A 22,697-nucleotide genomic window follows, 5' to 3' on the forward strand; every position below is an offset into this window, starting at 1 on the left:
CCTAATGTTTGTTGTGGTAACTAACATTATTGCCAGGAATTCGTTCGTGTTTTCCTATTTTTGTGCTATTTTCACAAAAAGTGATGATGAATCAAACTATTAATTAACAAACAAGCTTGGTTTGTAAAGAATTAAATATCTATTATCCTAATCATATGAAGGAGGAAAAATAATGGGTAATGCAGCAGCAGAATTTATTAGTTACAAAGATTTTCTTCAAAAAAGTACAAAGCCAACCGTTCGACCTTGTATTTGGAAAGGAAAGGACATAATGAAACACTTAGATGAATCTTTGGCCGGAGATTTTATGGGTGATGGCAGAGGGGCAGTATCGCTTATTAATAAAGATACTGGGGATTCTTATGGGGTTTCACCTAATATAAATGCACTAGTACAAGTATTAAAACCAGGGGAACATAATAACCCGCATAAACACAGTAATTTTGCTATCTTTTTTGTCTTTCAGGGCGAAGGTTACAGTGTCATTAATGGAGAGAAGATCGAATGGGAAAAAGGAGATGTGTTTTTCTCCCCTGCTTGGCTAGAACACGAACATTGTAATACGTCTGATCATAAAAATGCTATTCTATATACGATTCAAGACGTTCCTACTCTTTCTGGTATAGGCGCATGGTTTTTAGAGGAACCTGTTGGGACAAAGCCACAACATGTTGTGGAGGAAGAGGTAAGCGATAAGAATAGTATTTTGCCAGAAAAGTAGTTTTTTACTTTATAGTAAGGTTTTATGAACGCAAAACTAGAAAATTCTATCTTAGAGGAAGAAGTTTGATGATATCATCCTTCTTCTCTTTTTAAGTATATTTTTCAGAATATTCTTTTTATTGAAAGGCGATGAAATTTTAAAGATAAATAGAAAGTAGAGGTGTAATAATGAGTCAATCACTTCTTATTTTACTAGCATTGTTACCTATTTTCATTATATTTTTATTTCTCGTAGTATTACGTTGGTCTGCCAAAAGAACAATGCTTTTAGCTTATATAATGGTATTAATTTTAGCTCTATTTGTATGGAAGATATCCATTAGCCAAGTCGCCGCCTCTAGTGTGAATGGACTTATAACCGTTTTCAATATACTTTATATTGTTTTTGGTGCCGTTCTTCTACTTCATACAATTAGGGAAAGTGGTGGATTAGGGCTTATTCGGGAGAGCGTTTCCACGATTACCAAAGACCGGCGTATCCAAGTAATAATAATTTTATGGATATTTGGTGCCTTTCTGGAAGGCGCAGCTGGTTTCGGATCAACCGGCGCAGTAATAGGACCACTACTGATGGGTCTTGGCTTCCCTGCCATGGCTGCAGCAATGGTTTGTATGATATTTCAAAGTTCTGCTGTATCCTTTGGTGCTGTCGGGACCCCTATATTAATTGGAGTGAGTACAGGATTAGGGGATGGCGCCATTGATAAAGTAAATGCCACAATTGGTGGATTATCATGGGATCAATACATTCACAGTATAGGTATAAAAGTAGCGCTTATTCACGGGATGGTAGGAGTATTTATACCTTTGTTCATGGTTGTGTTGTTATGTCGTTTCTTTGGCAAAAATAAGTCCTTTAAAGAAGGGCTTGGTGCATGGAAATTCGCTCTATTTGGGGGAGTTTGCCTAGCAGTACCTTACGTTTTAACAGCTATTTTCTTAGGACCAGAATTCCCATCGATTTTTGGTGGTTTAATTGGTGTAATACCAGCCGTAATCGCTGCAAAAAAAGGATGGTTTATGCCTAAGGATACGGTATGGGACTTCCAAGGAAAATCAAAATGGGATGAAAAATGGACAGGTTTGATAGAGATACAAGAAGAGGAAAAGACTGCACCATTTTCACTATTTAGAGCGTGGATACCTTATATTATTATGGCAATCGTGCTCTTTGTAACTAGACTTGATTACCTTCCTTTTGCTTCTTGGTTAAAAATATTAACTGTTAAATTTAATAATCTGTTTGGCACAGATATCAGTTCATCTATTGATATCTTCTATTCACCAGGCACTGTTTTTATAGTGGTATCGATATTAACGTATTGGATCCACGGTATGCGACTACAATCCTATCAAAAGGCAATAAAGTCATCGTCTGACATCATAATTGGGGCAGGAGCAGCTTTAATATTCGCAGTGCCGATGGTCCAGGTTTTTCTTCATAGTGATGGAGGGGCTGCAGAGTTTGCTAGTATACCCTCTGTTTTAGCCGATGGTTTTTCTGTTATTTCTGGAGGTGAATGGGCTTTTGTTGCACCTTTAATCGGGGCTATGGGGGCCTTCTTTGCTGGTAGTAATACTTTTAGTAACATGATGTTTAGCTTTTTCCAATTTGAAGTTGCTGAAAATGTTGGTATTAATTCATCTTGGGTAATAGCACTTCAATCCGTGGGAGCAGCTGCCGGTAATATAATTTGTGTGCATAATGTTGTAATGGCTTCAGCAGCAGTTGGACTTATCGGTAGGGAAGGAGAAGTATTAAGAAAGGTTCTCCTTCCAGCAGCCTATTATATTTTATTTACTGGAACTGTTGGATACATCATTTTAAATGGATTCGGTTTTAATCTTGGTACAATTATTGGAGTAGCTATTATTGGTACCATTGTAACTTTTATTGTTAAGAACCGGTCTTATCATCAAAAGCAACATAAATCAAATAACATAAACATGTGAAATACTCCCCTCTAGGAGGATAATGGTCGTTTCGGTTGGGGAACTCTTCTTTTCATTCATGCAAGTTTAGCACAAGGAAAAAACAGGTCGGATTTAGATTGGTTTTTGCATTCATGGTTTTTTGGATCAATAAAACATGTACAGGATGTGGGAGTAAGCTCCCTGGTCAGAATTTGAAAGCTGATGATCCATACTCCATACAAGGGGTATCTCCAATTCCTCTATGATTAGAATACAAGCATTTATTAACATTGGTGGAGCTACTGGAATGTTGCCTATTACCGGGGTTACGTTACCATTTGTAAGCTATGGCGGATCTTCTTTATTGTTGCTAATGATTTCGGTAGTAATACTTGTTAATATTTCGATGTTAATCAGGTTAAACGAGAATTCGACAAAAGCACCTGATAAAGGAGCCCCCGGCATAGCCAGGGGTTTTCTAAATCATTAAAAAAACCTGCCAACTCCTAAGGAGACGGCAGGTACCTTTTTATTCTGATAAATTCCGAAGATGTTCAAAAAATGAAGGATAAGAAACATTGATTGCCTCATTTCCTTCAAGCTGGATTGGTTCCTCGCAAATTGTCGAGGCAACTGCAAGCATCATGCCAATTCGATGATCACCATGACTTGAAACTATTGCCCCTCCTTTAAGGGCGGTTTTTCCACGAATGATCATTCCGTCATCTGTTGCTTCGATGTCAGCACCAAGCTTAGATAATTCAGAGACAACAGTATCGATTCTGTTCGTTTCTTTTACTTTTAATTCACTTGCATCTTTAATAACCGTCGTGCCTTCCGCTTGTGTAGCCAGCAAAGCAATAATTGGAATTTCATCAATTAATCGCGGAATTAGATCACCTGATATTTCCGTTGCTTTCAAATTAGAAGTTCGAACTATAAAATCAGCCATCGGTTCGGCTTGATCTGTCACCGAATTTGCTTGGGTAACTGATGCGCCCATGTTTAACAGGACATCGAGAATCCCTGTTCTTGTTTGATTAGTCCCGACTCTATTTAACCGAATTTCACTTCTTGGATTAATGGCACCGGCAGCTAGGAAAAAGGCAGCAGATGAAATATCGCCGGGTACAAAGATAGATGCAGCTGTTAATTCTTGGCCGCCTTTTATTTTTACTGTCAAACCATCAACCTCAAGGTTTACACCAAACGCTTTCAGCATGTTCTCGGTATGATCCCTTGATTTATGGGGTTCCCTAACAGTTGTCTCACCTTGAGCTTGCAATCCAGCCAAAAGAATGGCAGATTTCACTTGTGCGCTGGCAACTGGAGAAATGTAATTAATTCCTTTCAGGTCCCCGCCGCGAATGGATATCGGTGTATAATTGCCGTATTCACGTCCATCAATTTTAGCCCCCATTTGCTTAAGGGGATTTGTAACTCTAGACATCGGGCGCTTGGCTATAGACTCATCCCCGATTAAACACGAATGAAAGGGCAGTCCAGCTAGAACCCCTAATATTAGTCTCGTAGTTGTCCCTGAATTACCTACATCCAAGAGACTTGCAGGCTCTTTTAATTGACCCATTCCCTTTCCAACCACTGAAACATCTGTTCCTGATTGACTGATGCTCACACCCATTTTACGAAAGCAGCTGATTGTACTCAAACAGTCAGCACCCGGCAGAAAGTTTTCTATTTTTGTAACTCCATTTGCCATAGAACCAAACATCACAGCTCGGTGAGAAATGGATTTATCACCGGGAATTTGGATTTCTCCGTTTAACTTGTTTACTCTCTCTAATTTCATTTCAACACCTCAATCGCCAAAGAATGTGTCATAATCAGAATATTTTTCAATACAAGCTTTTGCTTCCTTCCGATCTTCTTCATTTTGAAAGCTGACCCTTAAAACTCCGTATATTTCTTCCCTGGTTTCGATAATTCGGATATTGGTAATACTTATTTGTTCTTTTGCTAAATAACCAGTGATCTCAGAAATAACCCCGGGATAATCAGGGACATCTATGTATAAATCATAAAAGGCGGGAATGGCCCCTTTTTGTCGCTGCGGTAGACCATCTCTATACGTTTTCGCATGAATGAAATAGTCGTGCAGCTTTTCCGCTTCCTCTGCTTCTACTAAAGCACGAATCGTATCCATTTCATGTTGCCAATCATTGAACAAATGGAGCAATTCCTCTTTATTATGTAACAAAATGTCTCTCCACATTGTCGGAGAACTCGAAGCTATCCTCGTAATATCTCTAAATCCGCCTGCTGCCATTCTTTTTATCATTGGATATTCATGATTAAATCTTTCAGCTTGGTGAACAAGACTTGCAGCAATTACGTGAGGGAAATGACTAATTACCCCTGTAATTGAATCATGCTCATCTGGCGCCATTTCAATTAGATTTGCCTTGGTCCCTTTTAAAAGCTTTTTTAACTCATCAATAGCAGCAGGGTCTGTATTATTTGAAGGAGTCAGGACATAAAAGGCATTTTCAAACAAATGGGGTTTTGCGGCTGTTATTCCTGATTTATGTGAGCCTGCCATCGGATGACCTCCGATAAATATCTTATCGGTTCCAAACTTATCAGCAGCATGCTCTACTATTTTTTGCTTCGTACTGCCAACATCCGTGACAATCACTTTTTGCTTTAATTCCATTTTGCTAAGATAATCTATTAAGGATAACGTTTGAACAACAGGTGTTGCTAAAATAATAAAGTCCGCAGCACTTGCTCCCATTTCAATCGTCTCGACTTTGTCGTCAATTACAGTTAAAAGCTTCGCGATATCTGCTTGCTCCTCATCTATATCAATCCCTAATATTTTGCAGTCAGGATATTCTTTTTTGATTGCAAGAGCGATGGATCCGCCGATAAGTCCTAAGCCAACCAAAAAAACTGTTTTATGCATCATATCACCTTTTCCAAAAAGAAGAGGTGATTTTCTCACCTCTTACACTATCGTTTTTAAAATTTCTATGATTTCTTCATTTTCCTGATGAGACCCGACAGTTATTCGGAGTGACGTTGGAAAGCCAAGTGCCTTTCCTGATCGGACAATATAACCGTGTTTTAAAAGTCCTTCAAATAACACATCAGCATCTTTTTTGAAATCAATCAATATAAAATTTCCTTCTGAAGGGTAATAGGTAAGGCCTGCTTGATCACAAAATTGATAATACTGCTGTAAGCCTTCTTTATTCTTAATTGAACATTCCTGTACAAAAGCTTGATCTTGAAGTGCTGCAATGGCTGCTGCTTGGGCAAGACGATTGGTATTAAACGGCTCACGGGCTGGTTCAATTTGTTTGATTAACTTCTTATTTGCAATTCCAAACCCAATTCGTAAAGCTGCTAATCCATAAGCCTTAGAAAATGTCCGTAAAATCATTAAATTAGGATAGTCATTAAGCAGCCTGATTGTATCAGGATAGTCAGAAGCTGTGACATATTCATAATAAGCTTCATCTAAAACGATTAAAACATGCTCCGGCACTTTTTTCAGAAAAGATAATAATCTGTTTTCGTTAACATAAGTCCCTGTAGGATTATTAGGACTGCAAACCCATATAACCCGAGTATGTTCATCAATGGCTTGCAGCATTTTTTCTAAGTCATGATGACCGTCCACCAAGGCAATTTCACGAATTTCAGCTTTTTCAATAACCGCATTATGCCGATATTGAGGAAAGGTTGGAGTCGCCATTACTGTATTCGTTTGTTCATTTAAAAATGCCCGGCAGATGATCTGAACAACTTCATCAGAACCGTTTCCAAAAATAAGCTGTTCCTCATCTACTTGAAGATGTTTTGCTGTGTGCTCCCTTAATGAAGCACTATACCCGTCAGGATAGATGGCTAATTCTTTTATTGCCTCTGCCAAAGCTACTTGAACCTCAATTGAGCTTCCGTAAGGATTCTCATTTGAAGCTAGCTTTACCACTTTTGTTAATCCGTACTCTTTTTTTACTTCTTCAATTGGTTTACCTGGTTGATAAGGCTTCAAATCTAATAGCTGTTTTTTAATCTGCAACTCGTTCCACCTCATTCTCTATATACTCCCTGCAAGTATTTGTTACCAAAACTAGTTTAGATAACAAATGATTTTGCAAATTGAGAGAACTCTATGATCGCTTCTTTCTCCGTCTGGTGATTAAGAAGTTTTTCTTCCAGCTTTTCAATTTCATTAACTAAGGCACTGCCAACGACAACCCCATCACATATTTGATTCATTCGTTTAACATGGTCGGAATGAGAGATTCCAAACCCAACCGCAACAGGGACTTTTGCATGTTCTTTAACCTTCATTAGAAATTCTTCTATGGCTGGATCAAAATCATTTCTTACTCCAGTCACGCCTAACGATGAAACACAATATATGAATCCTTTAGCATTAGTTGATATTTTACTTATCCGCTCTACTGATGTCGGTGCCACCATTGAAATATAAGTAACGTTATGATCCTCACATTGGGATCTGAGCTGATCACTTTCCTCAAATGGAAGATCTGGAACAATGAGACCATCAATCTGATTTTGTTCCGTTAAAGCGAAAAAGCGTTCCTTCCCTAATTGTAACACAGGATTATAATACGTAAAGAGAATAATTGGAATTGTTACTCCTTTTTCTTTTAACTCTCCGGCTAAATTCATAACCTTCTCAATGTTCATGTCATTTTTTAAAGCACGCTTCGTTGCTTTTTGAATGACAGGACCATCGGCAAGAGGATCTGAATATGGAACACCGAGCTCAATAGCTGATGCGCCTATCTTCTGGAGGGATAGGGCTAATTGAATTGTCGCATTGGGAGTGGGATCTCCAGCAGTAATAAAAGGAATAAACAACTTTTTATTTTGCTGCAACTGGTTCTTTATCTGTTGTTCCATCAAGTTCCACTCCTTCATCAAATGTTTTCATTAGTGTATGCACATCTTTATCTCCTCTTCCTGACAGGCAAATTAAGATGCTTTCATCAGAATTCATTGTTTTCGCCGCTTCAAAAGCTTTCGCTAAAGCATGTGCTGACTCAATAGCAGGCAAAATCCCTTCCTGCCTAGCTAATAACTCAAGAGCCTCTAAAGCTTGATCGTCTGTTGCACTTACATACTTCACTCTGTTTGAAAACGCAAGATGAGCATGTTCCGGACCTACACCAGGGTAATCCAGTCCTGCTGAAATAGAATAAGGTTCGATGATTTGTCCGTATTCATCTTGAATAAGATAAGTTAGAGACCCGTGAATAACTCCAACTGTACCTTTGGTGATCGTAGCAGCATGCAATGGCGTATCAATTCCTTTTCCTGCTGCTTCAACCCCAACTAAATTCACATCCTCTTCTATGAATGCAGCAAACATCCCTATGGCATTACTTCCCCCTCCAACACAAGCGTAAATCTTTTCAGGTAATTTTCCTTCTAAAGAAAGAAACTGCTTTTTTGCCTCATCCCCTATGATTCTTTGGAACTCCCTAACAATATATGGATAAGGATGAGGGCCAACTACAGAGCCTATCATATAAAAGTGATCCTCACAATGTTGAACCCAGTAACGAATCGCCTCATTTGTAGCATCTTTTAATGTTTTATTTCCGCTGTAAACAGGGACAACTTCTGCTCCAAGCAATTTCATTCGAAACACGTTTAATTGCTGTCTCTGAACATCTTCATCTCCCATAAACACTTTACATTCAAGACCAAACTTTGCCGCAACAGTTGCAGCCGCCACTCCATGCTGGCCGGCTCCTGTTTCTGCAATAATCTTTTTCTTACCCATTTTTTTCGCAAGTAATGCCTGGCCAATCGCATTGTTTATTTTGTGAGCACCTGTATGATTTAAATCTTCCCGTTTCAAATAAATTTTGGCTCCGCCAAGCTTTTTTGTTAGGTTATCAGCAAATGTAAGCGCAGTAGGCCTGCCCGAATAATCCTTTAACAGTGACTTATATTCTTCCTGAAAGCTTGGATCATTTATACAATTATGAAAGGCCTCTTCAATCTCGGCTAAAGGCTGCATTAATGTTTCGGGTACAAATTTGCCTCCAAATTCACCAAAACGCCCTTTCTCGTCAGGAAATTGATACATGCTTGTTCATCCTCTCTATTAATAATTGCAGCTTTGCAGAATCTTTCTTTTCATTTTGTTCAATTCCACTAGATAAATCAACTCCAGCTGGATGTAAGTCTAAGAGATTTGATACATTATCTGCATCGATTCCTCCTGCAATAAAACAAATTTTATTTAATTTTTGAGCCATTTTCTTATAGGAAGGAACACTCATCCAGTCGAATGTCTCTCCCGTCCCCCCCCACTCTCCTTTAATAAGAGTGTCAATTATATATCCATCAACAAAAGGCGCATATGCTGACATTTTGCTTACTGTATCAGCTTGATGATGGAGTGCCTTCCAAAAACAGGAATCAAAAGCAGCTGTTAATTCTTCCACTCTCTCAATGCTCTCATTTCCGTGAAGCTGAATCACGTCAAGAGGGACAGCATTTAAAACCTCAGCTATTTCTTCATTTGTTGGATTTACAAAAACTCCGACAATTTTTTGTGAAAAAGGAATGTGTCGACCGATCCATTCTTTTACTTCTTGAGGCTGTACCTGCCGTTTACCCTTAGCAAATATAAAGCCTAAATAATCGGCAGGAGATTGACTTGTTAGCAAAAAATCCTCGTATGACCTGTTTCCACACAGCTTAAGAAGTGGTTTTTGCATGACTTGTCTCCCCAAATAGTTCGTAGATGGCATTCTCCTGACTTTCTTTTCTCATTAGAGATTCTCCAACCAGTATTGCTTCTGCACCATCCTTCTTTACAACCTGCAAATCATCATAGGTATGAATTCCACTTTCGCTCACGACGATGGATTCGTTTGGAATAATTTCAACACAATGCTGTAATTGCCTTATATCTGTTTTAAAAGTGGTTAAATCCCGGTTATTTACACCAATTATTTTAGGGGTAAATAAAGCAAGCAGATTGGATAACGTTTCGTAAGAATGAACTTCAACCAAAACGTCCATCCCTTTTTCATACGCTGAAAGATATAACTCATATAATTTTGAAGGTTCAAGAGCTTCTCCAATTAACAGAATAGCGTCTGCTCCTATTTTTTTCGACTCCAGGACTTGAATATCTTCAATGATAAAATCTTTTCTTAGGACAGGTATTTGAACAGCCTTTTTTACCTTTGTCAAATAATCTCTGTTCCCTTGAAAAAAACGTTCATCCGTTAAAACGGAAAGGCAATCTGCCAATCCCTTTTCATATTCTTTTGCAATTTGGACCGGTTGAAAATTTTCTTTTATTAACCCTTTTGAAGGGGATGCTTTTTTCACTTCAGCAATTAGACCAACTTCTCTATTACTATTTTTTAACGCCTGAAAAAAAGATCGATTTTGAATATTTTCATCATTTGGCATTTTTATTTGCAGGATTTCCTCTTTTTTGTGCTTCAGGATTGTATTAAGCATATTTTTCTTCCTTTTCTCTAACAATTGTTTGAAGATGATCATAAACCTTACCGCTCGAAAGTGCTTGCAGAGCCAACTGTACTCCTTCAATCAAAGTTTTTGCTGTACCTGCTACATAAAGGGCAGCTCCGGCATTTAAAGCAACAATATTTTTGGCGCTTTGATTACTGTCTCCAGTGAAAATTTTTTGAATAAGAGTAGCACTTTCAATCGGTGTTTGGACTTGAATTTCTTCCAAGCACCCTTTTTTTAGATTTACGTCTTCAGGAGCAATGGAGTACCTTTTAATCTCCCCGTCTTTTAATTCAACAATATCCGTCTCTGTTGAGATGCTTAATTCATCAATGCCATCTCGCCCTGTGACAAGCAGAACATGTTCAGAACCTAATTCTCTAAGAGCTTCCGCCATTCGTTCAGCATAGTCTGTAGAAAAAACACCGATTACTTGTTTTTTTGTATTTGCAGGATTGGCAAGCGGTCCAATCAAGTTAAAAACTGTCCTAAACCCAATTTCTTTTCTTGGCGTGACAGCGTTTTTCATTGAAGCGTGATACAACGGAGCAAATAAAAAACTCATATGATTTTCATCAAGTGCTGTTTTAGCCTCAATTGGCGTTGTCTGGATCGGAATGCCAAGAAGCTCCAACACATCTGCGCTGCCGCTCTTTGAAGAGACAGCCCGATTTCCATGCTTTGCTACCTTTGTACCAGTTGCAGCTACAACAAGAGCACTAGCAGTCGAAATATTAAAGGTTGAAATACCGTCACCACCTGTGCCACAAGTGTCAATCACTTCGTCATTATATTCAAGAGAAATCATTTGCTTTTTCATCGCTTTTGTAAATCCAATGATCTCCTCTTTGGTTTCGCCTCTATATCTTAAGATAGATAAAAAACTAGCGATTTGACTTGCTGTTGCTTCCCCTTCCATAATTTGAAGCATACTTTCCTCCGCCTCTATAGAAGATAACGTTTCACCATTAATACATTTCGACAATAATTTTTTCATGCTTTTACCTCCCTTTTTGAAAAAACCTGCTCAGCAATTTGTATTGCATATATTAGGGCACTAGCCTTATTTCTAGTCTCTTTCCATTCAAGCTCAGGGACTGAATCAGCGACAATCCCTGCGCCAGCCTGCACATAAGCTGTTTGGTTACGGATGACCATCGTCCGAATCGTTATACAGGAGTCAATATTTCCATCAAACCCGATATACGCCACACATCCAGCATACTCGTCTCTTGCTGTAGGCTCTAATTCCTGAAGAATTTGCATTGCTCTTATTTTTGGAGCACCTGATACCGTTCCAGCTGGAAAAGAGGATAATAAAGCATCTACCGGGTGATAAGAATCCTTTAACCTTCCAGTTACTTTTGAAATTAAATGCATGACATGTGAAAAACGGACAAGCTTTTGTTTTAGAGGGACACTCACGGACCCGTATTCTGCAACCTTGCCAATATCATTTCGAGCCAGGTCTACGAGCATGACATGCTCGGCTATTTCTTTGTCGTCCTGTGAAAGATCCTTTGCAAGCTCCTCATCTTCTTCCGATGTCCTTCCGCGTCTTCTTGTACCAGCAATTGGATGAATTTCTAAATGGCCGTTTTGAATGTGAATCAATCTTTCAGGTGAACTCCCGACCAGCTCTGTTTCATCTGTTTTTATATAAAATAAGTAAGGAGATGGATTGATCGTTCTTAAAATCCTGTATAAATCAAATCCGCTTATCGTTATTGGAATTTGAAATCTTTGGGAAAGAACACCTTGAAAAATATCTCCGCTTCGAATATATTCCTTCACTTTTTCAACATCTTGTAAAAAGGTTTCTTTTTCATAATTTGAAGTTGCAAGCGAAAAGTCGACCTTGTTTCGTTCCATGATTGGTAAAAGGAGGTCATCGACTTTTTTACCAGCCTGCATTTTTGACAGTATTCGATTAATTTCTGCAATTCCATTTTCATATTTTTGTCGAATCATCTCTTTAGTATCTTTGTCTTGAAGTCTAACATACTTAATCATATACAATGCTTTTTCTTGATGATCAAACGCAAGCATCGTCGAACAAATAAATAAATGACATTTTTTCCGGTCCGATTGCTTCACAGAAACAGAAGGTTCAAACATGTGGATAGCTTCATAACCAATGTATCCAACCGCTCCCCCTGCAAAAGGTATCGATATATCTGGCAAGCTGACTTTCAATTCTGCATCAATCCAGCTCATAACGGACCTTAATGATTCTGATTCAAATTTGGCAGATTCGTTTTCTAATACTTCTAGCGTGTTATTACTTTCTTTAATTGTATAAAAAGGGTCTAAACCTATAAAGGAATATCTGGACCAGCTCGATTCATCATCCTTACTTTCAAGTAAATAAACAGCTTCATCTTCTAAACTTTTAAAAATCTGAATAGGTGTTAACGTGTCTACATTGAATCGTTTTACAATAGGAATCGTTCGGAAGAGGGAAGATTCTTTAAAAAATGAGTCAAAATCTTCATTAAACATTTGTATCACTCCTCGTATTAGTTTGAACGCGAGGAGAATGGAGGCATTTTGAGGTTAAAAAATAAAAACCCAAAAACAATCCAACGTAAATGGAAAGTCTTTGGGTAGTAGATTTTATGACAAAAAAACAAACCTCAGCTAAACTCTCTCATTCTCAGACTAGCTACCCTAAACTCAACTCTTTACTTGCTTTTTCATTTTTACCTTTTCTAAACTAATCTCATTCTTAAAACTTGTTATTATGGTATTACAGTTGATCTTTACTTGTCAATAATAGATTTAATTTTTTGATAATGAGAATTTTCCATCAATGGGGTTTTCTTCATCCCACTGATAGATAGAGAAAGCCCTCAGGATGCGAGTCACACAGATATGGCCACGACTAGGGAAGACACGGGTGAAATAGAGCCCGAGACGCCTTCTCACTATTCACCTGCTAAATACAATCCCTATTTTGTTTGACCACCCAAAGAGGTTTTGACCTAACCTGAGTTAGGAGTGGGATAAATCAGGCCTTAATAAAACGGCTCCCTTTAAGTATACATGCTGAATTTCTTTTTGATCAATATCCGTGTTTATCGTCATCATCACTCTTATGCAACGAGCTAGACCATCTGGTACGTCCATTTCTTTCATGCACATGATCGGGACATACTGCCATCCATCAAATGATCGAAGGGCTTTTGCAGGAAAAGTACTGTTGACGTCACTTGTTGCAGACACTAATATTTGTGCTACATCATATGGTTTTATATTGTTTAGCTCAATCATTTGTTTTAGCAATTGCTTTGTTGCATCCAAAATTTCCTCGGAATTGTTTTTCTCTACGGTTGTTGCCCCTCTTACTCCACGTATCAAACCAATTCCTCCTCTCTCCAGCTTTCCAGAAAGTTTGTCAATTCTGATGCTGTAAATTGTTCTATTTTCACTGATCCTGGTTTTTCTATGAGAACCATATTTATTTGACCTGATGTTGATTTTTTATCTGATATCATTCTGCTTATAAGATCTTCTGTAAGAAGGTTATCAGGAATTACAACTGGAAAACCCAGACTTTTAAACCAGGATTTTATTTTCACATAATTTAAGTCAACTTTAAAAACTTTTTCACTTAATGAAAAAGCAAATAGCATTCCCACAGCAACACAATCACCATGGGAAAGCTTACCGTAACCCATTTCCGCTTCTACCGCATGGCCCAACGTGTGTCCTAAATTCAAATAAGCACGAATACCTGCTTCTTTTTCATCCTGGCCGACAATTTCTGCTTTAACTTCAATACCCTTATAGATTATTTCAGCCAGATGGCTTTCATCAAGCATTTCTATATCCTCTATAGAAATAAGCTCCTGTAAAAAGGATTCCCCTTTAAGAAACGCATGCTTCACCACTTCGGCGAATCCTGATCTTAGCTCGAGAGACGGAAGCGATTTTATAAATAATGTATCATACAGAACCGCAATTGGTTGGTGGAAGGCTCCGATCATATTTTTACCGAGTGGATGATTAATGCCCACTTTCCCTCCAACTGCGCTGTCATGGGCTAAAAGAGTTGTCGGGATTTGAATGTATGGAATCCCCCTCATAAAGGTTGCTGCCACAAAACCAGCAAGATCACCGACGACCCCGCCTCCAAGGGCAATAATAAGAGACTTTCGGTCAAGCTTCTCCTGCAGTGCATAGGTTTGTATATCAATAAATTGTTGAAAAGATTTGGATTGCTCTCCGCTTTCTACTACAAATTTGCTGACAGGATAAGGGGTATCCATTAGAAGATGGAGTACTTTATCCCCGTAAAGTTGATTAACTGTACTATCGGTAATAAGTAATATTTTAGATAGTTGATTCATTCGATTTTTTAGAAAATCAGGCAAAGTCTGCAAACAATTTGGACCCACAATAACTGGGTATTTGGAAGAGGTTGTTTTAATTTCCAGCGTTCTCATTAAAACTCCCTCGCATATTTACGCATATTCTCCACATTTTCTTTAATTAGGTCAAGACGATCGATTCCAAATTGTTCAATTAAAGCATTAGCTACTTCCCATGCGACAACCGATTCAGCAACGACGCTTGCCGCTGGAACTGCACAGCTGTCAGAGCGTTCAATACTTGCAGAAAACGGCTCCTTGCTTTCAATGTCTACACTTTGAAGAGGCTTATATAATGTCGGAATAGGCTTCATGACACCTTTCACAACTATAGGCATCCCTGTCGTCATTCCTCCTTCAAAACCTCCTAACCGATTTGTCGTTCTGTAATACCCTTTTTCTTTACTCCATGCAATCTCGTCGTGGACTTCGCTACCTGGTTTGCGAGCTGCTTCAAAACCAATACCAAACTCAACACCTTTAAATGCATTAATGCTTAAAACAGCGCCAGCGATTTTTGCATCAAGTTTACGGTCATAATGAACATAACTTCCTACTCCAGGAGGCATCCCTTCTACAATTACCTCAACTACGCCTCCAATCGAGTCACCGTTTTCTTTCGCGGAATCAATAGCGTTCATCATTTTTTGACCAGCTTCCTCGTCATAACATCTAACTGGTGATTCCTCTGTTACTTTTCTTAAATCTTCTAAATCTTTATAACCCTGTCGCTCGGCCTTTATTCCCCCAATTTCTCTAACATGGCCGACAATCGTAATACCAAGCTCCGCTAGAATTTTTTTAGCAACCGCTCCAACTGCTACACGCACCGTCGTTTCCCTTGCAGAAGAACGTTCAAGTACATTTCTCATGTCTCGGTGGCCGTATTTGATTGCTCCGTTTAAATCAGCATGCCCAGGGCGGGGTCTTGTAATCTGTCTTTTTACTTCTTTTGCATCTTCCTCTGTGATTGGTTCAATACCCATAATTTTTGTCCAGTGGGTCCAGTCTTTATTTTCTACCACTAATGCAATTGGAGAACCTAAAGTCGCTCCATGTCTAACACCACTAAGGATTTGGACTTGATCCTTTTCAATTTGCATTCTTCTTCCTCTGCCATGTCCTTTTTGCCTTCTTGCAAGATCTGAATTTATATCCTCTGCTGTTATCGGAACTCCTGCCGGAACCCCTTCAACTATCGCAGTTAGCTGCGGGCCGTGTGATTCACCTGCTGTTAAATATCGCATTTTTTTAGTCTCCCTTCACCACATTAACGCTTTTAAGTAAAACTATAGCACATATAGGTACACATTTATAGATTTTTTGATATTCCTTTTTGATAAAAAAATGGATTAATTGATTGAAGCTGATATTTCCCAGCTTGAAATATTTGTTCAGTACTGCCAACAATTAAAATTCCCCCAGGCTTTTATGCTCTACTAAAATTATAATAGGTTTGGTCTTTTGCTTGTTCAGTAAAATAAATAAGAACATTCCGGCAAATAATTAAATCACATTGTGTCTCAAACGGGTCAGCTAATAGGTTATGTCTTTTAAATTCAACCGAATTTTTTATTCGATCATCAACCTTATGTAGCTTCCCCTTTTCCATTATAAAATATTTTTGTTTGCTTTCGGCCGGTACTTCTAGCATAGACCTTTCAGGATAAGGTCAATTCCAGATTTATGCTTGACATGTTCAATGAATATCCTGTTATCATCCATAAAGTCTCTCCTGATTATTTTCGATAAGATAGCAAGAAAAGTGCAAGACGCGAGTCCTTCGGCGACAAGCACTCGGGCGAGCTTCACAAAAAGGCGTTTTTTCCTTTCTTTGAAGATTGGCTTGTGACCTCAGGCGGCCTAGGCGCTGCAGCTAGACAACAACAATTCTCTTTAACACGTTAATACTTTAATTAACTTAAATTTCTGAACCTATAAAATTAAGCAAGCACAGCCCTTAATGAAGGAGCATCTTATGCTTGTCGGGGACAGCATTAGCTACTTGCACTTTTCTTATTATATCGAACAATTGAAACAATTGTAGATGTTTTGATGCTAGAAACGATCTGGCAGAAGAAATTTATCATTTTTGCAAAACAAAAAAAGCCAGCTTGTGCTGACTTTTTTATTAGTTCAGAAAGTTTCTTAATAGATCCATTCATTCATTGATTTGTTATATTCGACAAGCTCTTCTTGATTAAAGAATAAATTGATTTCACGTTCTGCACTTTCAGGTGAGTCAGATCCGTGAATGATATTTTTCCCTACAATCACTCCATAATCACCGCGAATGGTTCCTGGCAGGGCATCCTTCGGGTTGGTTTTACCCATCATTTGTCTAGATATTTCAATTACATTTTCCCCTTGCCAAACCATAGCAAAAACTGGGCCGGATGTAATAAATTCAACTAAACCTTCAAAAAATGGTTTGCCCTTATGTTCTCCATAATGCTGCTGTGCTAGTTCTGGTGAAATGGTCATAAGTTTAGCGCCAGCTAAATGCAAGCCTTTTCTCTCGAACCTGGAAACAATCTCTCCGATTAATTGACGTTGTACACCATCAGGTTTTACCATTAAAAATGTTTTCTGCATAATAATTCTCCACCCCGTAAGAAATATGTATGTATGGGTTTTCATTCCCACATGAATCGTAACACTTTTTATAGAAAATGGCAATGGAGGGTAAAAAATTTCATTAAAATTTTCTTTTTCCGATATATTTTGCAATATTAGCTAAAGCGATTCGGGCCCTATTTCTCGGTAATTCTTCGAGAATTTCAAATGCTTTTTTCAAATATAAATCACTAATTTCTGAAGCTCGATCAATTGCACCGTACTTTTTAACAGAATTGATAATAGGATCAAGCATCTTTATTGAGGCAGTTTCTTTCGATAATAAATTCAAAAATTCCTGGATACTTGGGTCTTGTTCCATCGCCAGAAGTACAGGCAAAGTTATATTACCTTGCAAAAGATCGCTTCCTACCGGCTTTCCCAGCTCCTCTTCTGTTGAAGTAAAATCCAATATATCATCTATTATTTGAAAGCTCATCCCTACAAAGTATCCGAACCAATACAGTTTTTTGCAAATTTGTTCATCTGCGTTGCCGGCTACCCCTCCGAGCTGGCAGCTTACAGCTATTAGCATCGCCGTCTTTCTTTTTATTCTCCGTAAATATGTACGAAGGTTTTGGTCAAAGTTGTATTTATCTTTTACTTGTTCAATTTCTCCTAATGTCAATTCTACCATTGCCTTAGAAAGAATTTGATGGGCTATAGGCCGTTCGATGTTAGTAATCAACTCAAGTGATCTTGCAAATAGGTAATCGCCAGTATACATGGCAATTCGATTGTCCCATTTTGCTTTAATCGTTGGCTGACCTCTCCTAAGTTCTGCATCGTCTATTACATCATCGTGAACTAAAGAAGCCATATGGATTAGCTCAAGTGCCACTGCCACATTTTTTATTTTATGAATGTTGTAGTCGCCAAACATCCCTGACAGCAAAACAAAAACTGGGCGAATTCGTTTCCCGCCTGCTTTTAATAAATGAAGCCCAGCTTCCGTAAGCAGGGGAAAATCGGAACGAACTGTTTTTTCTAATTCTGTTTCAATTATATCAAGATCTGTATTCAAGAAAGAATACACGGCTTTAAATTTCATTTACTTCACCTTACCGCTTTCTGTCATCCAACGATTTGTAGCCTAAATGCATGGCAGCAACACCACCACTAAATGGCTTGTATAGTACATTTTCCATTCCTGCCTGTTTAAACATTTCAGAAAGCTCCTTCATACCAGGAAAATCTCGTGCAGACTCCTGCAGCCATGAATATTCTTCATAGCTTTTAGCAAAAATCTTTCCAAAAAGCGGCATAATAAATCTAAAATAGATAAGATAGGCCTGTCTAAATCCAAGCATGGTTGGCTGGGAAGTTTCAAGACATACAACCTTCCCTCCCGGCTTCACAACACGATTCATTTCTTTTAATACCGCCATATAATCAGGAACATTACGCAATCCAAAGCCAATTGTTACATAATCATATGAATTGTCTTTAAAAGGGAGGCTCATGGCATTCCCGTGAATTAATTCAATATGGGAATACTTTTTAGCCTTTACCTTCTCCTGACCGACTTTAAGCATATTTTGACTAAAATCTAAGCCAGATACCTTTCCTTTTTCACCGACTGCATCTGCTAAAGCAATGGTCCAGTCTGCTGTTCCGCAACAAACATCCAGTGCAGATTTACCTTTTTGGACGTCCATGATTTTCATCGTTTCCTTACGCCATGCAATATGTCGTTGAAAACTGATAACAGAGTTCATTTTATCATAATTTTTATAGATTTTTTCAAATACAGAATGTACTCTTTCTTCCTTAGATTGCTGCATTTTAATACCCTTCTTCCACAGTCTGATGATGATTTGGGATTCAGCGAGAAAAAATAAGCTTGTGAATCCGCCTGAAGCAGGCCGTCCGCGAATTTATCCTAAATTCCTTATCCGCTGCTATTGGTTTGTTCGCTATACAGGGATGACTACAACGGCCCTTTGAGGTCCACAGGATATTAGTCACATAGACAAAAGCATCACTCTTAGTCTGTGATCGTTTTCCGGACCCTTAAGAGCTATTTTACCCCCACCTACCTTTTTCGATAGGAAGAAAGTAGATGAAGGTTACTACCCGTTAAGAGTGGGATAAATGTAGTCAGCAGATAATGACATTGACTGCATTCGAGTATGAAAGACATTTCCGATCGTTGAATGGATGCCTATCCCTTTTTCTAATATAGATACCGCTTCTTTAAAATAACGGTTACAATGTTCGCAAACCATTTTAGGGTTATTATTTAAATGGAGGTGTGAAGTCTTATTTATGTTAGATAATCCAGATTCCAAACGCTTTTTTTCATTCATTAAACGTTTAAAGGAAAGAAAGTTTATAATAAAATCTTCCCACTTTGTAGATTGAAAATGTCTTGCGATTTGTTTATAAAGAGCTGTTTCAACAATGGTTATGCTTTTATATAAGTCTTGTATATCATTTGAAGAAAAAGTATATAAGCGAATTTTGTGTTCATTAATTTCTTTTATTGCCTTTGCTAACGTTCGAATCATCGGTATGTCTTGTAATTCTGATAACAACGCATAATACAGTCCGCTGAAATAATCACCAGCTAACACAGTCAATTGCCGTTGTTTCATCTGTTCCATTTTCTTCAGCTGATTAACAGAAACTTCATCATGGGTATCAAGGGCTATTTGAACAAGCATAGCGGTTAAGATATATTTACTCTTTTTATCTTCCTCTATTTGTATGTCTTCAAATAAAGCATAAAACAATAACAGCTTATCTTCATCAATTACAGGGGCTGTTATGTTTTTTACTAAAAAAGGATGAGTTAGCTTATCATTCAATTGTTCCTTCAGATTTGCGATTGTACCATAGATGTCTTGCAAAATAATCACCCTTGTCCAAAATCAAAAATATCTCATTTCATTCGAAAATGCTAGCAATGACAAAAAAGGAAAATAGCCAAACTATATTATATCATAACTTTTAATCAAGTTAATGAGGAAATATTCTTTGCTTTTCTACTTCTTACTTTAAAGTAATCATTTTTAAAATGTAAGCTTCAGTTCATCTCAATGCTGTTATCCCGATGCCACTGGATATGGCTCTCCAAGCTGTGTCCCAAGCGGGCAGTTATCTTCTTCTCAACAATCTTCTTTGCTTCCTTAGAATCTTGAGGATTGATGTCATACATCGTATTAGTAGGATAAAAAATGATAGAGCAAAAGTTATGTTATGTATAATTAATTGTGATGCTTACTTTAATAATTCAATTTTTCATTACCTTTATTATTCTTATTCAGGAAAGAAAAGCTCAGGGGCGCTAGTCCTTCGGCGACAAGCATTCGGGCGAGCCGGCTGGAAGGTTGTTCTTTAACCTTCTCGGGTGAATTGGCTTATGACCTAAGGGCTGATGGCGCCTGGCCGGCAAAGGCGTCACGTCCTTATGCCTGCCGGCACTAGGACGTCCTGTGCGCCTGCGCTGGACATCGATAGCCAACTTTAACACGTTAATACTTTAATTAACTTTAACTTTCTGATCTCACAAAAAGAAAAGCAGGTGCCACCTGCTTATTTTCTAGAATCGCTCTCCGTTTCTCCAAAGCTTGATTGTATTTGAGCTTTTCCTCGGATTTTAATTGCAGAAGTATGCTCTGTAAATTGAGCAATCATAACTTCTCCTTTGTCCAGCTTTTCTGAATGATGAAAACGCGTATCCGACCCTCTCGTGAGCCCAATTACGTTAACACCATCTTCAATAGCTTTTATGATAATATAATCACTTTTATTATTTTTCTCATTCATTTGAAACACCTTCTCATCTGGTGGAGTTAGTCTTTTATTAGGGAGAGCACTTCTGACCTTGCCGCATCGCTTGATTGAAAGATGCCTCTCACAGCAGAAGTAACTGTTTTTGCACCTGGTTTTTTTATTCCTCTCATTGTCATACACATATGCTCTGCTTCAACGATTACCATGACACCATGGGGTTCAAGTGATTCAAGGATACTGTCAGCAATTGTTGAGGTAATTCTTTCTTGTAATTGAGGTCTTTTGGCAACCGCATCTACCGCCCTGGCAAGTTTACTTAGACCAGTTACTTTTCCTCCTCGTGGAATATAGGCAACATGAGCTTTGCCATAGAATGGCACAAGATGATGTTCACACATGGAGTAAAAAGGTATATCTTTAACTAGAACAAGCTCTTCATGATCTTCTCCAAAAATCGTTTGAAAATGCTCTTTCGGGTCTTCGTTTAATCCTGCAAAAACTTCAGCATACATTTTAGCAACTCTTTTTGGTGTATCTATTAATCCTTCTCTATTAGGATCTTCGCCAACAGCTTCTAAAATCTGTCTAACTGCTTGCTCAATTTGTTCTATATTCACTTTTTTCATCTGAGGTCCTCCAATTGCAAGTACATTTGATTCAGATTTTAGCACAATTACAGGCTGGAAATCAAAGAACAAGTAGCCTAACGCTATTTTTATTTAATAAAGCAGCAAGGCTTCCACTTTTGATTCCTGTATAACAAACCGGTATTTTTGATAAATTAGCATATGATGACCTTTGTGCCCATGACTTTTAGATCGAGATAAAGAAATTCACTTCATCTGTTATCGAATTGAAAAAACTTTGAATCCAAAGAAAAGTTCAAGATGCGTAGTTTTCGGCGACAAGCATAAGATGAGCCGGCTGGAGGGTTGGTCTTTATCTTATCAGGAGGATTAACTTGTGACCTCAGGCGGGCTAGGCGCTGGAGCTTGAAAATGATACTGCTCTTTATCATGTTAATACAATCATGAACTTAAACTTGCTTAACTGACAAAGGAAAAGCCCCTAAAAAAGGGGCTCTTTCTGTGAAGAAAATTAAGTGTATGTATGAAGATTAATTGTCATACACTAAAAATGTTCTTTACTTTCCAGCAACAGCGTCTTTAAGAGCTTTACCTGGTTTAAAAGCAGGTACTTTGCTTGCTGGAATCTCAATTTCTTCACCTGTTTGAGGGTTACGTCCTTTACGAGCAGCGCGCTCACGTACCTCGAAGTTACCAAAACCGATTAATTGAACTTTGTCACCATCTTTTAGTGCATCTAAAATTGTATCAAAAACAGCATCAACTGCTTTTGTTGCGTCTTTTTTAGACAATTCACTTGCTTCAGCAACCGCATTGATTAATTCTGTCTTGTTCATGCCTTTCACCTCCTCCCAAGAGGGTTTGGTAAAAATGTTTGTTACTTTCATTTCTTCACAGATTGTGCCTATTCTATACATGAATAGATAAGCTTTTTCCGTTGACACGCTTATAGTAACGGATATTTAGTGATAATTCAATCATTTTCGAGCACGTTTTCAAGATTTTAATTTATCCTGGTGATGCTCAATTGAATTTCATAAAGTAGATTAACATAGATTTTAGGGCATAGCAAGAAAATTAACCGTTTAATCCCTTATATTACAAGGATTACAGAATAATTAAAGAACATACATTCTAAAATCTTAACATTTTCACTGTTACTATACTACGATATTGGAATAAACCTTGATAAAAATTATGAACCAACAGAATGTATGTAAAGATCATTTTACTAGTATAGGTT

The 22,697-nt window shown here is 38.0% G+C and carries 22 protein-coding genes and 1 pseudogene; 3 read left to right on the forward strand and 20 right to left on the reverse strand.

The features are described 5' to 3' along the window. The first annotated feature begins 172 nt into the window (after window positions 1–172). The 3 genes from IC621_RS00005 to IC621_RS00015 all read left to right on the forward strand — a co-directional run bounded on the left by IC621_RS00005 (window position 173) and on the right by IC621_RS00015 (window position 3,127). Complete coding sequence (locus IC621_RS00005; RefSeq protein WP_191154532.1) at window positions 173–721, forward strand: cupin domain-containing protein; 549 nt, start codon at window positions 173–175, stop codon at window positions 719–721. A gap of 170 nt (window positions 722–891) precedes the next feature. Then, entirely contained in the window at window positions 892–2,676 is a 1,785-nt protein-coding gene (locus tag IC621_RS00010) for an L-lactate permease (protein ID WP_191154534.1), read from the forward strand. A gap of 223 nt (window positions 2,677–2,899) precedes the next feature. After that, window positions 2,900–3,127 carry an FtsW/RodA/SpoVE family cell cycle protein gene (locus tag IC621_RS00015; protein ID WP_191154536.1) on the forward strand — a complete coding sequence of 76 codons (228 nt, stop codon included), beginning with the start codon at window positions 2,900–2,902 and terminating at the stop codon, window positions 3,125–3,127. 39 nt (window positions 3,128–3,166) lie between these two features. Here the strand turns inward: IC621_RS00015 and aroA are convergent, their stop codons facing one another. From aroA to hbs, 20 genes and pseudogenes are all read right to left on the reverse strand, one after another. Next, window positions 3,167–4,447: a 3-phosphoshikimate 1-carboxyvinyltransferase gene (aroA, locus tag IC621_RS00020; protein ID WP_191154538.1), complete on the reverse strand. Its 1,281-nt coding sequence runs from the start codon at window positions 4,445–4,447 to the stop codon at window positions 3,167–3,169. A 9-nt stretch (window positions 4,448–4,456) separates the two neighbouring features. Continuing rightward, complete coding sequence (locus IC621_RS00025) at window positions 4,457–5,563, reverse strand: prephenate dehydrogenase (protein WP_191154540.1); 1,107 nt, start codon at window positions 5,561–5,563, stop codon at window positions 4,457–4,459. 42 nt (window positions 5,564–5,605) lie between these two features. After that, window positions 5,606–6,685 (reverse strand): histidinol-phosphate transaminase, encoded by a 1,080-nt coding sequence (gene hisC, locus IC621_RS00030; protein WP_191155023.1) that lies wholly within the window; start codon window positions 6,683–6,685, stop codon window positions 5,606–5,608. A 56-nt stretch (window positions 6,686–6,741) separates the two neighbouring features. Next, window positions 6,742–7,539 (reverse strand): tryptophan synthase subunit alpha, encoded by a 798-nt coding sequence (gene trpA, locus IC621_RS00035; protein ID WP_191154542.1) that lies wholly within the window; start codon window positions 7,537–7,539, stop codon window positions 6,742–6,744. After that, a complete protein-coding gene (gene trpB / locus IC621_RS00040; RefSeq protein WP_191154544.1) occupies window positions 7,502–8,734 on the reverse strand; it encodes a tryptophan synthase subunit beta in 1,233 nt (410 codons plus the stop codon). Before trpB ends, trpA begins: the two co-directional genes overlap by 38 nt. After that, the gene (locus IC621_RS00045; protein WP_191154546.1) at window positions 8,718–9,371 is read right to left on the reverse strand and encodes a phosphoribosylanthranilate isomerase; all 654 of its coding nucleotides are present in this window, start codon (window positions 9,369–9,371) and stop codon (window positions 8,718–8,720) included. Before IC621_RS00045 ends, trpB begins: the two co-directional genes overlap by 17 nt. Continuing rightward, a complete protein-coding gene (gene trpC / locus IC621_RS00050; RefSeq protein ID WP_224752225.1) occupies window positions 9,352–10,128 on the reverse strand; it encodes an indole-3-glycerol phosphate synthase TrpC in 777 nt (258 codons plus the stop codon). The genes IC621_RS00045 and trpC overlap by 20 nt, the downstream gene beginning before the upstream one ends. Next, entirely contained in the window at window positions 10,121–11,137 is a 1,017-nt protein-coding gene (gene trpD / locus IC621_RS00055; RefSeq protein WP_191154550.1) for an anthranilate phosphoribosyltransferase, read from the reverse strand. The genes trpC and trpD overlap by 8 nt, the downstream gene beginning before the upstream one ends. After that, on the reverse strand, window positions 11,134–12,642 hold the full coding sequence (gene trpE / locus IC621_RS00060) for an anthranilate synthase component I (protein WP_191154552.1): 1,509 nt from the start codon (window positions 12,640–12,642) through the stop codon (window positions 11,134–11,136). The genes trpD and trpE overlap by 4 nt, the downstream gene beginning before the upstream one ends. Before the next feature lie 492 nt (window positions 12,643–13,134). After that, window positions 13,135–13,500 carry a chorismate mutase gene (gene aroH / locus IC621_RS00065; protein ID WP_191154554.1) on the reverse strand — a complete coding sequence of 122 codons (366 nt, stop codon included), beginning with the start codon at window positions 13,498–13,500 and terminating at the stop codon, window positions 13,135–13,137. Beyond that, the gene (gene aroB / locus IC621_RS00070) at window positions 13,497–14,588 is read right to left on the reverse strand and encodes a 3-dehydroquinate synthase (protein WP_191154556.1); all 1,092 of its coding nucleotides are present in this window, start codon (window positions 14,586–14,588) and stop codon (window positions 13,497–13,499) included. Before aroB ends, aroH begins: the two co-directional genes overlap by 4 nt. Next, entirely contained in the window at window positions 14,588–15,760 is a 1,173-nt protein-coding gene (gene aroC / locus IC621_RS00075) for a chorismate synthase (protein WP_191154558.1), read from the reverse strand. Before aroC ends, aroB begins: the two co-directional genes overlap by 1 nt. 182 nt (window positions 15,761–15,942) lie before the next feature. Beyond that, window positions 15,943–16,170 (reverse strand): annotated as a pseudogene (locus IC621_RS00080) (CheR family methyltransferase); the annotation flags it as partial. Window positions 16,171–16,661: 491 nt separating this feature from the next. Further along, window positions 16,662–17,111, reverse strand: coding sequence for a nucleoside-diphosphate kinase (gene ndk / locus IC621_RS00085; RefSeq protein WP_191155025.1), 450 nt, complete (start codon window positions 17,109–17,111; stop codon window positions 16,662–16,664). Window positions 17,112–17,211: 100 nt separating this feature from the next. Then, window positions 17,212–18,180, reverse strand: a complete 969-nt coding sequence (hepT, locus tag IC621_RS00090; protein ID WP_191154562.1) for a heptaprenyl diphosphate synthase component II — start codon at window positions 18,178–18,180, stop codon at window positions 17,212–17,214. Window positions 18,181–18,190: 10 nt separating this feature from the next. After that, window positions 18,191–18,913, reverse strand: a complete 723-nt coding sequence (locus IC621_RS00095) for a demethylmenaquinone methyltransferase (RefSeq protein WP_191154563.1) — start codon at window positions 18,911–18,913, stop codon at window positions 18,191–18,193. A 288-nt stretch (window positions 18,914–19,201) separates the two neighbouring features. Next, entirely contained in the window at window positions 19,202–19,981 is a 780-nt protein-coding gene (locus tag IC621_RS00100) for a heptaprenyl diphosphate synthase component 1 (protein WP_191154564.1), read from the reverse strand. A gap of 685 nt (window positions 19,982–20,666) precedes the next feature. Further along, on the reverse strand, window positions 20,667–20,900 hold the full coding sequence (gene mtrB, locus IC621_RS00105) for a trp RNA-binding attenuation protein MtrB (protein ID WP_191154565.1): 234 nt from the start codon (window positions 20,898–20,900) through the stop codon (window positions 20,667–20,669). Between the two features lie 26 nt (window positions 20,901–20,926). Then, on the reverse strand, window positions 20,927–21,493 hold the full coding sequence (gene folE / locus IC621_RS00110) for a GTP cyclohydrolase I FolE (RefSeq protein ID WP_191154566.1): 567 nt from the start codon (window positions 21,491–21,493) through the stop codon (window positions 20,927–20,929). Window positions 21,494–22,011: 518 nt separating this feature from the next. After that, window positions 22,012–22,290: a non-specific DNA-binding protein Hbs gene (gene hbs / locus IC621_RS00115; RefSeq protein WP_191154567.1), complete on the reverse strand. Its 279-nt coding sequence runs from the start codon at window positions 22,288–22,290 to the stop codon at window positions 22,012–22,014. Window positions 22,291–22,697 lie beyond the last annotated feature (407 nt).

Origin of the sequence: Metabacillus arenae (assembly GCF_014773385.1) — a bacterium.
GTDB classification, from domain to species: domain Bacteria; phylum Bacillota; class Bacilli; order Bacillales; family Bacillaceae; genus Metabacillus_D; species Metabacillus_D arenae.

Coding starts and splice junctions, on each gene's coding strand:
- IC621_RS00005 (WP_191154532.1), top strand. CDS start 173: ATGGGTAATGCAGCAGCAGAATTTATTAGTTACAAAGATTTTCTTCAA.
- IC621_RS00010 (WP_191154534.1), top strand. CDS start 892: ATGAGTCAATCACTTCTTATTTTACTAGCATTGTTACCTATTTTCATT.
- IC621_RS00015 (WP_191154536.1), top strand. CDS start 2,900: ATGATTAGAATACAAGCATTTATTAACATTGGTGGAGCTACTGGAATG.
- aroA (WP_191154538.1), bottom strand. CDS start 4,447: ATGAAATTAGAGAGAGTAAACAAGTTAAACGGAGAAATCCAAATTCCC.
- IC621_RS00025 (WP_191154540.1), bottom strand. CDS start 5,563: ATGCATAAAACAGTTTTTTTGGTTGGCTTAGGACTTATCGGCGGATCC.
- trpA (WP_191154542.1), bottom strand. CDS start 7,539: ATGGAACAACAGATAAAGAACCAGTTGCAGCAAAATAAAAAGTTGTTT.
- trpB (WP_191154544.1), bottom strand. CDS start 8,734: ATGTATCAATTTCCTGACGAGAAAGGGCGTTTTGGTGAATTTGGAGGC.
- IC621_RS00045 (WP_191154546.1), bottom strand. CDS start 9,371: ATGCAAAAACCACTTCTTAAGCTGTGTGGAAACAGGTCATACGAGGAT.
- trpC (WP_224752225.1), bottom strand. CDS start 10,128: ATGCTTAATACAATCCTGAAGCACAAAAAAGAGGAAATCCTGCAAATA.
- trpD (WP_191154550.1), bottom strand. CDS start 11,137: ATGAAAAAATTATTGTCGAAATGTATTAATGGTGAAACGTTATCTTCT.
- trpE (WP_191154552.1), bottom strand. CDS start 12,642: ATGTTTAATGAAGATTTTGACTCATTTTTTAAAGAATCTTCCCTCTTC.
- aroB (WP_191154556.1), bottom strand. CDS start 14,588: ATGAGAACGCTGGAAATTAAAACAACCTCTTCCAAATACCCAGTTATT.
- aroC (WP_191154558.1), bottom strand. CDS start 15,760: ATGCGATATTTAACAGCAGGTGAATCACACGGCCCGCAGCTAACTGCG.
- hepT (WP_191154562.1), bottom strand. CDS start 18,180: ATGAAATTTAAAGCCGTGTATTCTTTCTTGAATACAGATCTTGATATA.
- IC621_RS00095 (WP_191154563.1), bottom strand. CDS start 18,913: ATGCAGCAATCTAAGGAAGAAAGAGTACATTCTGTATTTGAAAAAATC.
- mtrB (WP_191154565.1), bottom strand. CDS start 20,900: ATGAATGAGAAAAATAATAAAAGTGATTATATTATCATAAAAGCTATT.
- folE (WP_191154566.1), bottom strand. CDS start 21,493: ATGAAAAAAGTGAATATAGAACAAATTGAGCAAGCAGTTAGACAGATT.
- hbs (WP_191154567.1), bottom strand. CDS start 22,290: ATGAACAAGACAGAATTAATCAATGCGGTTGCTGAAGCAAGTGAATTG.